The organism is Pseudomonas sp. LTR0 (assembly GCF_036630035.1).
GTDB lineage: Bacteria > Pseudomonadota > Gammaproteobacteria > Pseudomonadales > Pseudomonadaceae > Aquipseudomonas > Aquipseudomonas putida_Y.
Genome location: NZ_CP123734.1, coordinates 781,020 through 793,398 on the forward strand (window position 1 = coordinate 781,020; position 12,379 = coordinate 793,398).

The 12,379-nt window shown below is 59.9% G+C and carries 12 protein-coding genes; 8 read left to right on the top strand and 4 right to left on the bottom strand.

All coding sequences use genetic code 11. The features are described from left to right. Positions 1-43 precede the first annotated feature (43 nt). Positions 44-763 carry an OmpA family protein gene (locus tag QCL51_RS03675; RefSeq protein ID WP_003247328.1) on the top strand — a complete coding sequence of 240 codons (720 nt, stop codon included), beginning with the start codon at positions 44-46 and terminating at the stop codon, positions 761-763. Positions 764-840: 77 nt separating this feature from the next. On the opposite strand, the gene pta is transcribed toward QCL51_RS03675, so the two are convergent. Beyond that, positions 841-2,928 carry a phosphate acetyltransferase gene (gene pta / locus QCL51_RS03680; RefSeq protein WP_338444604.1) on the bottom strand — a complete coding sequence of 696 codons (2,088 nt, stop codon included), beginning with the start codon at positions 2,926-2,928 and terminating at the stop codon, positions 841-843. A 31-nt stretch (positions 2,929-2,959) separates the two neighbouring features. Next, complete coding sequence (locus tag QCL51_RS03685; protein ID WP_028698065.1) at positions 2,960-3,262, bottom strand: DUF3565 domain-containing protein; 303 nt, start codon at positions 3,260-3,262, stop codon at positions 2,960-2,962. On the opposite strand from QCL51_RS03685, the gene QCL51_RS03690 reads away from it, so the two are divergent. Beyond that, positions 3,261-3,746 (top strand): peptidylprolyl isomerase, encoded by a 486-nt coding sequence (locus QCL51_RS03690; protein WP_003247325.1) that lies wholly within the window; start codon positions 3,261-3,263, stop codon positions 3,744-3,746. The genes QCL51_RS03685 and QCL51_RS03690 overlap by 2 nt on opposite strands. Before the next feature lie 145 nt (positions 3,747-3,891). Next, entirely contained in the window at positions 3,892-4,374 is a 483-nt protein-coding gene (locus QCL51_RS03695) for a glutathione peroxidase (RefSeq protein ID WP_003247324.1), read from the top strand. Between the two features lie 64 nt (positions 4,375-4,438). Here QCL51_RS03695 and QCL51_RS03700 read toward each other — a convergent pair whose 3' ends face one another. Then, positions 4,439-5,629 carry a glycosyltransferase family 1 protein gene (locus QCL51_RS03700; RefSeq protein ID WP_103443495.1) on the bottom strand — a complete coding sequence of 397 codons (1,191 nt, stop codon included), beginning with the start codon at positions 5,627-5,629 and terminating at the stop codon, positions 4,439-4,441. A gap of 178 nt (positions 5,630-5,807) precedes the next feature. Here QCL51_RS03700 and QCL51_RS03705 point away from each other — a divergent pair, with 178 nt between their 5' ends. From QCL51_RS03705 to QCL51_RS03720, 4 genes are all read left to right on the top strand, one after another. Beyond that, positions 5,808-7,124, top strand: a complete 1,317-nt coding sequence (locus QCL51_RS03705; protein ID WP_274118928.1) for a PAS domain-containing methyl-accepting chemotaxis protein — start codon at positions 5,808-5,810, stop codon at positions 7,122-7,124. A 225-nt stretch (positions 7,125-7,349) separates the two neighbouring features. Then, positions 7,350-8,687, top strand: a complete 1,338-nt coding sequence (locus QCL51_RS03710) for a DUF6861 domain-containing protein (RefSeq protein WP_338444605.1) — start codon at positions 7,350-7,352, stop codon at positions 8,685-8,687. Positions 8,688-8,702: 15 nt separating this feature from the next. Continuing rightward, positions 8,703-9,326, top strand: a complete 624-nt coding sequence (locus QCL51_RS03715) for a GAD-like domain-containing protein (protein WP_338444606.1) — start codon at positions 8,703-8,705, stop codon at positions 9,324-9,326. A 342-nt stretch (positions 9,327-9,668) separates the two neighbouring features. After that, the gene (locus QCL51_RS03720) at positions 9,669-10,286 is read left to right on the top strand and encodes a GAD-like domain-containing protein (RefSeq protein WP_003247320.1); all 618 of its coding nucleotides are present in this window, start codon (positions 9,669-9,671) and stop codon (positions 10,284-10,286) included. Between the two features lie 44 nt (positions 10,287-10,330). On the opposite strand, the gene cysZ is transcribed toward QCL51_RS03720, so the two are convergent. Then, positions 10,331-11,059: a sulfate transporter CysZ gene (cysZ, locus tag QCL51_RS03725; protein WP_209967990.1), complete on the bottom strand. Its 729-nt coding sequence runs from the start codon at positions 11,057-11,059 to the stop codon at positions 10,331-10,333. 330 nt (positions 11,060-11,389) lie between these two features. Here cysZ and trxB point away from each other — a divergent pair, with 330 nt between their 5' ends. Continuing rightward, positions 11,390-12,352, top strand: coding sequence for a thioredoxin-disulfide reductase (trxB, locus tag QCL51_RS03730; RefSeq protein WP_003247318.1), 963 nt, complete (start codon positions 11,390-11,392; stop codon positions 12,350-12,352). Positions 12,353-12,379 lie beyond the last annotated feature (27 nt).

Consider the following 12,379-nt stretch of genomic DNA (forward strand, 5'->3'; position numbering starts at 1 on the left):
TTCGAGATCTGCCGCATTTATGAATTTCAGTAGGAGCTTGTCCATGTTCACCATGCGTCGTCTGATTATCGTCGCAACTGCCGCAGCACTGATGACCGGCTGCGCCGGCCAGAATCCTTACGACAACCAGGGTCAGGCGCAGGGCTCCACAGGGATGAGCAAAACCGCCAAGTACGGCGGCCTGGGGGCGCTGGCCGGTGCCATCGCCGGTGCTGCGATCGACCACAACAACCGTGGCAAGGGTGCACTGATTGGTGCTGCCGCAGTGGGTGCCGCTGCAGCCGGTTATGGCTACTACGCCGACAAGCAGGAAGCCGAGCTGCGCGCGCAAATGGCCAACACGGGGGTGGAAGTACAGCGTCAGGGTGACCAGATCAAGCTGATCATGCCGGGCAACATCACCTTCGCCACCGACTCGGCCAACATCGCCCCAAGCTTCTACTCGCCGCTGAACAACCTGGCTGGCTCGTTCAAGCAGTTCAACCAGAACACCATCGAAGTGGTCGGCTTCACCGACAGCACTGGCAGCCGCCAGCACAACATGGACCTGTCCCAGCGCCGCGCGCAGGCGGTCAGCACCTACCTGACTTCGCAGGGTGTGGATGCCTCGCGTATCTCTGTACGTGGCATGGGCCCGGACCAGCCGATCGCCAGCAACGCTGACGCCAATGGTCGTGCGCAGAACCGCCGTGTGGAAGTGAACCTGAAGCCGATTCCGGGTCAGCAGTATGAGCAGCAAGGTCAGGTTCAGCAGTATCCCTGATTGACCTTCAGGGCCGCCTTGCGGCCTTGTGGGAGCGGGCAGTCCCGCTCCCACAAGGCTTGGCAAAGCCTCTGCTTTTAGCGCGTTACGCTAGCCTGAATCGCCGTCAGGGCAATGGTATGCACGATATCGTCAACCTGCGCCCCACGCGGCAAGTCGTTCACCGGCTTGCGCAATCCCTGCAGCATCGGCCCCAGGCTGACCCCGTCGGCACTGCGCTGCACCGCCTTGTGCGTGGTATTGCCGGTATTCAGGTCGGGGAACACGAATACCGTGGCGCGCCCGGCCACCGGGCTAGCCGGCGCCAGCTCTCGGGCAATCGCCGGGTTTGCCGCCGCGTCATACTGTAACGGCCCGTCGATCAGCAGCCCCTGCGCCGCGTCCTGTGCCAGGCGTGTCGCTTCGCGTACTTTCTCGACTTCTTCATCGCTGGCCGAATCGCTTGAATAACTGATCATCGCCACCCGTGGCGCGATGCCGAAGGCCTGCGCCGATTCGGCACTCTGCTGGGCAATCTCTGCCAGCTCGGCAGCGCTTGGGTGCGGGTTCATCACGCAGTCGCCGTACACCAGCACCTGCTCAGGGAACAGCATGAAGAACACCGACGAGACCAGGCTCGAGCCGGGTGCGGTCTTGATCAGTTGCAGGGCCGGGCGGATGGTGTTGGCCGTGGAGTGCACCAGGCCCGAGACCAGGCCGTCCACTTCGTCCAGGGCCAGCATCATGGTGCCGATCACCACCGGGTCTTCCAGCTGCTGCTCGGCCATCGGTGCGTTGAGGTTCTTGCTTTTGCGCAGCTCGACCATGGGCTCCACATAGCGCCCGCGAATCAGTTCGGGGTCGAGAATCTCCAGCCCCGGCGGCAACGTGATGCCCTGGGCGCGGGCCACTGCGTCGACATCTTCGGGTTTGGCCAACAGCACACAGCGGGCAATGCCGCGGGCCTGGCAGATGGCTGCGGCCTGCACCAGCAGTGGCTCGGCGCCTTCTGGCAGGACGATGCGCTTGTTGGCCTGCTGCGCACGCTGGATCAGCTGGTAGCGGAACACTGCCGGTGAGAGGCGCAGTTCGCGCGGCGTACCGCAGCGTTGGTGCAGCCAGGCCGCGTCGAGATGGCTGGCGACGAAGTCGGTGATGAACTCGGCACGCTCCCGGTCGTCCACCGGGATTTCGCGGTTCAGCGAGTTGAGCTGGTTGGCGGTGTCGTACGAGCCGGTGCTGACCGACAGGATCGGCAGGCCGGCCTGCAGTGCACCGCGGCACAGGCCAAGGATACGCTCGTCAGGCTTGCTGTCGCTGGTCAGCAGCAAGCCGGCCAGTGGCACGCCATTGATCGCTGCCAGGCTGACAGCGAGGATGATGTCGTCGCGGTCGCCCGGGGTTACCACCAGGGTACCCGAGGTCAGTAGCGGGACCGTGTTGGCCACCGTGCGCGCACAGATGATGATCTTGCTCATGCGCCGCTGCTCGTAGTCGCCGGCATTGAGCACCTGTGCGCCGAGCAGCTCGGCCACATCGCGGGTCCGTGGTGCGTTCAGCTCGGGTTGGTAGGGTATGCAGCCAAGTAGACGGAAGTCATTACCGCGCAGCAATGGCGAGTGCTCGCGCAGGCGGGTGGCAAAGTCCGCCATGCTCTCGTCGGTGCGCACCTTGTTGAGGATCACCCCGAGCACTTTCGGGTCGCGTGGGCCGCCAAACAGTTGGGCCTGCAGTTCGACCCGCCCAGACAGCTCGCTGAGCACTTCGTTTTCCGGGGCCGATACCAGGATTACCTCGGCATCCAGGCTCTTGGCCAGGTGCAGGTTGACCCGCGCTGCGTAGCTGGCGTGGCGCGTGGGCACCATTCCCTCGACCACGACAACGTCGTTGCCGACGCAGGCTTGCTGGTAGAGGCGGATGATTTCTTCAAGCAACTCGTCCAGCTGGCCATCGCCGAGCATGCGCTCGACGTGGCCCAGGCTCAGTGGGACCGGTGGCTTGATGCCGTGAGTGCGGGCGACCAGTTCGGTGGAGCGCTCGGGGCCGGTGTCACCCGGGTGGGGCTGGGCGATAGGCTTGAAGAAGCCGACCTTCAGGCCGGCACGCTCCAGGGTGCGCACCAGGCCCAGGCTGATCGAAGTCAGGCCGACACCGAAGTCGGTCGGCGCAATGAAAAATGTCTGCATGCGTGCTTCTCGAAATAAGCGGTGCAAGAAATTAACGGTCAAGGGTAGCGCTATCGGCCCCTTGTGCGCACCAGCCGCAAGCGAAAGGCTGGCCGATGTGTTGCGCACGTTGTGCCGGGTCGAGCACCCACGGGCGTGCCTGCCACGGCGGCTGGTGGCGCAGGTGCTGGGTATGGCCGCACGAAAGCTCCGCCACCCAGTGGCCTTCTGCGTCCTGATGAAAGCCGTTGATCCGACTGATGGGCCGTTGCTCGTCCGCAGTTCGTTCGCAATCGGACGATGGCTTGGTTACACTTGTGCGCTCTACATTCTTTTGCAAAAGGTCTTGCCCCATGCTGATCGCCGCCAACAAGGCTGTCTCCATCGACTATACCCTGACCAACGACGCCGGGGAGACCATCGACAGCTCCGCCGGTGGCGCGCCGCTGGTTTACCTGCACGGTGCCGGCAACATCATCCCGGGCCTGGAAAAAGCCCTGGAAGGCAAGCAGGCTGGTGACGAGTTGAACGTTTCCATCGAACCTGAAGAGGCCTATGGCGAGTACCTGGCCGAACTGGTCAGCACCCTGAACCGTAGCCTGTTCGAAGGTGTCGACGAGCTGGAAGTGGGCATGCAGTTCCACGCTTCGGCACCGGACGGCCAGATGCAGATCGTCACCATCCGCGACATCGACGGCGACGACGTTACCGTTGATGGCAACCACCCGCTGGCTGGTCAGCGCCTGACCTTCCAGGTCAAGGTTGTCAACGTGCGTGACGCCAGCGACGAAGAAATCGCTCACCGTCACATCCACGGTGAAGGTGGCCATCACCACTGATTTTCTGCGCTAAGCTCAGAAAGTCGCCAGGCGCTCGGGCAAGCCGATTTGCCTTCCTACGGGAGGTGAACGGTTTGGACGAGCGCCTTTTTAGTGGGCGAAATTCGCCTGCACGGCAACCGGGAACCTGAGAGGGGATTTCATCATGAGTGCATTTCACGACCTGAAACTGGAAGCGCTGAACGGCGGAGAGCTGCCCCTCGCACCCTTCAAGGGCCAAGTGGTGCTGGTGGTCAACGTTGCCTCCAAATGTGGCCTGACGCCGCAATACAAGGCCCTGGAAAACCTCTACCAGATCTACAAGGACAAGGGTTTCAATGTGCTTGGCCTGCCGTGCAACCAGTTTGCGGGGCAGGAGCCGGGTAGCGAAAAGGAAATCCAGGACTTCTGCAGCCTCAACTACGGGGTCAGCTTCCCGCTGGGGGGCAAGCTGGAGGTCAACGGGCCGCAGCGCCATTCGCTGTACCGCCTGCTGGCAGGCGAGGGGGCCGAGTTCCCCGGTGACATTACCTGGAATTTCGAGAAGTTTCTGGTAGGCAAAGATGGCCGGGTGCTGGCGCGTTTTTCACCCCGCACGGCGCCGGATGACCCGGCAGTGGTGCAGGCCATTGAAAAAGCACTGGTCTGAATAGTACCGGGCGCGATCATTGTGGCGCCTGCGAAGCCGAGCGCCGCCTGCGCGGCGCTCACTCTCACAGGCGCTGCACATACTGCGTCGAACGACCAGCCGCAGCACTGACATTTCGACAGGCGCTATCCAGATACTCCTCGAACTGCTCGACAATCGCCGGCCAGCCCTGGCGGCTGGCGTGTTGTCGCGCATTCAGGCGTACCCTGCGCAACGTCTCTACTTCTTCCAGCAACCAGCAAGCCGCGTCGACAAACGCAGCCTGGTCCCCTGGCATGGCCAGCGCGCCGCTGTGGCCATGGCGAATATGCTGCGCTGCGGCTGCCTCGTCATAAGCAACCACCGCCAACCCTGAGGCCATGGCTTCGAGCACCACATTGCCAAAGGTCTCGGTCAGGCTCGGGAACAGGAACAGGTCGCCGCTGGCGTAGTGCTCGGCCAGTCGTTCACCGCGCTGGGCGCCGCAAAACACGGCGTCCGGTATCTGTTGTTCAAGGCTGGCGCGCTGAGGCCCGTCGCCGACCATGATCAGGCGCAGACGCTTCTGTGGATACGTCTTGCGTAATGCCTCAAAGCAAGGCCGTAGCAAGCCAAGGTTCTTTTCCGCCGCCAGCCGCCCGACGTGCAAGACGGCGATATCCTCCGGGCCTAGCCCCCAGCTTTCGCGCAAGGCCTGGCTACGTCGGGCCGGATTGAACAGGCAGGCATCGACCCCTCGCGCCAGCAGTTCCAGGCGCTCGAAACCGCGACGCTCAAGCTCCAGGCGCTGGCTGGCGCTCGGCACCAAGGTGATTGCCGTGCGCCGATGGAACCAGCGCAAGTAGTGGGTGAGCAGGCGCGCCAGCAGGCCAAGGCCGTACTGGCCGGAATACTGCGGGAAGTTGGTGTGGAAACCACTGACCACCGCCACCCCCAGGCGACGGGCCGCACGAAGGGCGCTGAGCCCCAGCGGCCCCTCGGTGGCGATGTACAGTACATCCGGGCGCTGTCGGCGCCAGCGGCGCAACAGCTTGTGCATCGACACCTCGCCCCACTGCAAACCCGGGTAGCCAGGCAGCGCCCAACCACGGCACAGCATCAGGTGCGGGTCGTTGTGCGCGTGACCTTCGTCGGCCTGGCGCGGGCGCACCACCTCGACCTCATGGCCGCGCAGGCGCAACCCTTCACTGAGGCGGCCAAGGGTGTTGGCCACGCCGTTGATCTCGGGTGGGAAGGTTTCGCTGACCAGGGTGATGCGTAGCGCGGGTGTATTCATGACAAAAAGTTTCCGCCTGCCGGGTTGCGCTAATGTGACTGCCTTATGACGTAAATATGACGCCTGATCGCCGGCATTTTTGCCTCTATGAATATTTCCTCGCACAGCACTCAAGAAGGTGTCGCCGGCAGCCGATGAAGATGCATTCGACTACGTGATGCGCTCCAGGAGAGCGGTGATGTTCAACAACAAGCTCAAGCAAGAAATCCGGCAACTGCGCGAAGACCTGATGTCCATCGAACAGGTCAAGAGTAGTCTCGACAGCGAGATGCTGGTGCTGCAGCTCGACCCTCAGGGACGGATCGAGATGGTCAACGGCAACTTCGAGAGCGAGATGCTCTACCGTGCCGAACAATTGCTTGGACGCAATATCGAGGACATCGTCCCCGCCCACGTAAAGTCACTGGACTTCTACCAGCGCATGAAAAGCGCGATCAGCCGTGGCGAACACCTGAACGGTGCATTCCGTCTTCTGCGCGGCAATGGTCAGGAAGCCTGGCTGCGCTCGATCCTGCAGCCGGTGAAGAACAGCGAGGGGCGCATCAAGTACTTCACCCTGCATTCCAGCGACCTTACTCGAACCATCGAGACCTCACGCGAGCACGAGAGCCTGATCAAGGCGCTGATGCGTTCTACTGCGGTGATCGAGTTCGACCTCGACGGCATCATTCTCACTGCCAACGAACGTTTCCTGGCCACCGTCGGTTATCGCCTGGAGCAGATTCGCGGTAAGCACCACCGCATGTTCTGCGAACCTCAGGAGGTCAACTCGGCTGGCTACCAAGCGTTCTGGGACAGGCTACGCCGTGGCGAATATGTTGCCGAGCGCTTCAAGCGCATCGATGCCCATGGTCGGGTGATCTGGCTGGAGGCCTCGTACAACCCGATCTTCGATGCCCACGATGTGCTGTACAAGGTGGTCAAGTTCGCCACCGTGATCACCGATCAGGTCAACCAGGAGCAGGCAGTGGCCGAGGCGGCGGATGTCGCCTACAACACCTCGCTGGGTACCGATGTCAGTGCTCGAAAGGCCACCGAAGTGGTCACCCAGACTGTCACTGTGATGCGTGGCCTGGAGGCTTCGATGCAAGAGGCGGCCGACGGCATCCAGGCGCTGGATACCCAGTCGCGGGTGATCGGTTCGATCATCAAGACCATCAGCGACATTGCCGGGCAGACCAACCTGCTGGCCCTTAACGCGGCCATCGAAGCTGCCCGCGCGGGCGAGCAAGGGCGGGGCTTTGCCGTCGTTGCCGACGAAGTGCGCCAGCTGGCCTCTCGCACCAGCACCGCCACCGAAGAAATCGCCCGGGTGGTACAGCAGAACGAACAACTGGCGCAGGCGGCGGTGGCGATCATCGACACCAGCAAGCGCCAGGCCGAACAGGGGCTGGCGCTGGCGGATGAGACGGGCAGCGTGATTGTCGAGATCCAGGACGGGGCGAAGCGGGTGGTGGACGTAGTGGGGCAGTTTTCCAGCCGGTTGAGTCTTTGATATGGCTTGGGGTTTGTAATGGCCATGGGATCGAGCTTCGCCTGCGCGGCGCTCGATCTCAAGAACGATAAAAATTTCCAGCCTTACCCACAGCAACAACTGAACAGCTGAACTTCGCCGAGCATGCCGGAAACGAAGTCGCATTTTCCTACAACTGACTCAGAAACCTCCGATCCGAATCCATGATGGGATTTCCCCCTGCACACGTTGTCAGGGAGACACCTCATGTACCTGGATTACCTCGTGCCCTCCTGGCACGAGATCGAGTCACGTGTCATCGCCATGGTGGGCTACCAAAGCGGTGGCCAGTTCCGCACCAGCCTCAATGAAGAGGTCGCCTCACTGGGCCTCAACCTGCGCCGGATCGAAGCTGTCCGCACAGCCTTCTACCACGCCGAATGGCAGGCGGCGCAGATGCTACGCCAGCGCTTCGCCGACCTCGACATCAACAGCATCGTCGACGAACTGCTGAGGGTCGTGCAGCAGATGGCGATGATCGTCATCGGCAGCACCGTTACCGGCGGCCTGCTTGGCGCGGGGGTAGGCGCATTCGCCGGCGGCGCCGGAACCATACCGTTCGCCGGCGCAGGCGCGGTCATGGGCCTCAAGGTCAGCGGCTGGATCCTTGGCGCGCTGGGGCTGGCTTCCATTGCCGAGTTCTTCATCGAGGGCTTGCCGCGGATCGGTGAGTACTACGTCGATGGCATCCGCTTCGCCTGGGAAGGCACCTGCGGCAATGAAGGCACCGGCCCGTTCTGCCGGGACGACCCCTATGCGATATCCCGGGCCACGCATCAGGTTGCCCAAGGCCATGTGGAAGTCGTGGTTCTGTTGTTGGGGGCAATCGTGTCGTACCTCACCCGCGGGCGCGGCGATGCCCGGGTGCTGGCCCAGGAGATGGCGGCCAGCCGCAAAGGCGCGCGGTTGGGGCAATGGATGCTCAAGCATGAAGAAGGGTTGAAGAAACGGCCGGATCTGCAGGTGCCGGAGCGGCGCAAGGGGGCGATTGGTGAACCGCAGCCCGTTAGCCCGAATCAGCCCAGGAAAGCGCCAACGAAGCCCCATCCGGGCACGATGGCATTGCATAACGTTGAATGTTTCAAAGCTGATAAGGTACCGGAATACAAAATAGGCGAATTCAAACGACAGTTGAATGGCCAGGAAGACGGGCTCAACTGGATGACCGTTGAAGAATTTTTGGAGAAAGTTGAAAACCCAAATCAGCGCAATAAAGGGCTCGCCCAGAGAGCGAGAAAAAAGGAGCAAGAATTTATCAAGGAAAAAATTGAAAAAGAGCTCAGGAAAACCATGGGACCATTTGAAGCGCAACGGGTTGCAATAGAAAAAGCCAGAAACCGGATGTCAATTACAGCAGCACTGCACAATCCGGATCTCGTCGCCGGAGGTAGAGACGTCATATCGGACTTTGGGGACCGCCAGGTAAACTCAGTGATAGGCGCCCAATGGAAAACCAGGATACCCAACTTAAAGAAAGCGGCCGAAAGGGTGCCTCTGGAGTCCAGAAGCTCAATCCGCATGAATGTCAAATTACATAAGTGCTAAGGTGAGAAAGTTGAAATGGATAAAGTATTTGCCAATTTAATTGAGAATTTCGGTCCGCCGATTGACCGCCGGGAAGTACCTGGCTCCACAATCGAAAAATACAGAGACAAGCTTCCTCCCAAGCTTTTGGAATATTGGTCCGAGCATGGGTGGGGGGGCTACGGTGAGGGCATATTCTGGCTAGTCAATCCGCAAGAATATGACGCCGTAGTTTCCTGCTGGATTGCAGGCACGGCACTTGCTTCGCACGACAACTATCATTTGGTTGCGAGAAGTGCCTTCGGAGACTTGTATCTTTGGGGAGAGAAAACTGGCTTTTCATTGGAGATAACAAGCGTTGGGTCTCAGTACATATTTTATCGAACCGAATTCACAAAGGAACAACTAAATACTGAGCTTCAAGGCTTTATTTTGTCAAGAGAAGTGGAGTCAATGGATTTCAATGGTCTCTTCAATCCCGCCAAGGAAAAACTGGGTAGACTTAAACATGACGAGATGTACGGCTTTTTCCCCGCGCTCATGCTGGGCGGGGCTGACTCCCTGCAACATCTTAAAAAAGTCAGCGCTGTTGAACACTTGATCTTTCTGGCGCAATTGACAGATCTTCAACCTTACTCCTTTTCCGAGCAGCCAGATTAATGCCGCAGTCAACCAGCACCGCCACCGAGGAAATCGCCCGGGTGATGGACGTGGTGGAACAGTTTTCCAGTCGGTTGAGTCTTTGATAATTTGTAATGGCCATGGGATCGAGTTTCGCCTGCGCGGCGCTCGATCTAAAGAACGATAAAAATCTCCAGCCCCACCCACGCTAACAACTGAGCAGCTGAACTTCTAAGTTGCAGGAGAGAATTCAGAGAGATCTTATGAAAACTATGAGTGCCATTGAAGCTAGAAAGCTCTCGGTGAAGCAGGCAAAGGAAACCCTGTCATCTCTAGCAGCTTTGCACAATCCATGAATGCTAGTCGCTTGAGGGTTTCGCCGTGGATGAGGTTTTTTCCCTGTTTGTAGAGCAAGTTGGTGAGCCGTTTTTTCGACAGGAGGTTCCTCCCTCAAGTCTGGATCGATACAGAGGGATCTTGCCGAACAAATTGTTAGCGTATTGGAGTGAGCACGGTTGGTGCGGGTATGGTGACGGGATATTTTGGACTGTCAATCCCCAGGAATATGAAGGGGTAACTGCCTCGCTTATCGAAGGCACAATATTGGAGAAGCGGGATAGATACCACCTGATCGCTCGCGGCGCATTTGGTGACCTGTATCTCTTTGGAGAGCAAACGGGTTTCTCAGTAAAGATTTTGGCTCATATTTCACGATACAGGGGCAGTGAATATGAGTTGACGGCGGCGGATATGGACAGGGAAGTGCAAGGTTTCTTCCTTGGCAAAGAGAAGGCGTCTGTTGACTTTGATGGTATGTTCGAGCCCGCAAAGAAGAAATTGGGCATGCTAAAGCATGATGAAATGTATGGGTTCGTTCCAGCCTTGGCATTCGGCGGGTCAAGCGACCTTGCTAACCTCGAGAAGGTTAAGGCAGTGGAACATCTAATACTGCTTTCTCAGATTGCCACCCTCGAACCCTACAGTTTCTCCGACTTCTAAAAAGCAATCCGCAAAAAGGGGCTGCCCTGCAGCCCCACGCTCCTTCAGCTCCGCTCCCGCACCCAGAACAGCGTAGCCCCGGCCACCGCCGCCGGCATCATCAGCACGTTCACGCCTGGAATCATCAGCGCCAGGTAGGTGATGCCGCCAAAGCCCAGGCTCTGCCAGCGCTTCTGGCGCAGCCAGGCGAGCATGTCCTGCCAGCTCATCTTGTTGTTGTCCGCCGGGTAGTCGATGTACTGGATGGCCATCATCCACACGCCGAAGATCAGCCACAGCGGCGCAGCCACCACGTTGACCACCGGGATAAGCGACAGGACGAACAGGCCGATGGCGCGTGGCAGGAAGTAGCCCAGCTTGCGCATTTCGCGGCTGAGGGTGCGCGGTACCATGGCTGCCAGTTCGCCCCAGCTGAAGGCCGGGAAGGTATCTTCGCCACGTACCACCACCTCGACCTTTTCCGCCAGAAAGCCGTTGAACGGCGCGGCAATGATATTGGCCACCAGGGTGAAGGTGAAGAACACCATCAGCACCAGCAAGGCAACGAACAGCGGCCACAGAATGTAGCTGAGGAAGCTCAGCCAGTCAGGCAGCGTTGGCATCAGGGCATCGAGCCACAGGCCGAACTGGTGGCCGGCGAAGTAGATCAGGCCACCGAACAGCAACAGGTTGACCGCCAGTGGCAGCAGCACGAACAACCGCAGGTTGGGGCTCAGCACCAGTTTCAGGCCTTCGCGCAGGTATTGGGGGCCAGAGAGGACAGGGGCTTGCATCTAGATACTCCGCAGAGAAGGAAAACGCGCTGACCTTACCGAGTTTGCCGCGCCGACGAAAGGCGGGGAGTAGGCGGGAAACGGGATGTAACAAAAGCGCCTGGGGCTTCTTTATCGATGAAATCGTGGCATAGACGATGCCTATGAGGTGGATTGTCTAAGGATATTTCCTTAATCTTTGCGACCTCGCTACAGTGCGCTCAACTTTTCGCTTTGCGGGCCTGCGCGTTTTAGCCTTCCCCAAGTGCTGCGTGGGTCCTTTTTAATTTCTTGGCTGGCGCAGCCGGTACACCGATGCCGGCCCTGCGGCCCGCTCGACAGGAGTTCGACATGTCTGAAGTACGTCATTCGCGCGTCATCATTCTCGGTTCCGGCCCTGCCGGTTACAGCGCTGCGGTGTATGCCGCCCGTGCCAACCTCAAGCCGCTGCTGATTACCGGCATGCAGGCTGGTGGCCAGCTGACCACCACCACCGAAGTCGACAACTGGCCGGGCGACCCCCACGGCCTGACCGGTCCGGCTCTGATGCAGCGTATGCAAGAGCACGCCGAGCGTTTTGAAACCGAAATCGTCTTCGACCACATCAACGCTGTCGACCTGGCCAACAAGCCGTTCACCCTGCAGGGTGACAGCGGCAAGTACACCTGTGATGCGCTGATCATCGCCACTGGCGCCAGCGCTCGCTACCTGGGCCTGCCGTCGGAAGAAACCTTCATGGGCAAGGGTGTATCGGCCTGTGCCACCTGTGACGGTTTCTTCTACCGCAACAAGCCGGTCGCCGTGGTCGGTGGTGGTAACACTGCCGTGGAAGAGGCACTGTACCTGGCCAACATCGCCAGCAAAGTGACCCTGGTACACCGTCGTGAAACCTTCCGCGCCGAGAAGATCCTGGTCGACAAGCTGAACGCCCGTGTGGCCGAAGGCAAGATCGAGCTCAAGCTCAACGCCACCCTGGACGAAGTGCTGGGTGACAACATGGGCGTAACCGGTGCGCGCCTGAAGAACAACGACGGCAGCAGCGACGAAATCAAGGTCGACGGTGTGTTCATCGCCATTGGCCACACCCCGAACACTTCGCTGTTCGAAGGCCAGCTGACCCTGAAAGACGGCTACCTGGTAGTCAACGGCGGCCGCGAAGGCAACGCCACCGCTACCAACGTCGAGGGTGTGTTTGCCGCTGGCGACGTGGCTGACCACGTTTACCGCCAGGCCATCACTTCGGCCGGTGCGGGTTGCATGGCAGCGCTGGATGTCGAGCGCTACCTGGACGGTTTGGCCAACGCCTCGTTCTGATCTGAGAAAAAGGGGTGCAAAGCGCCC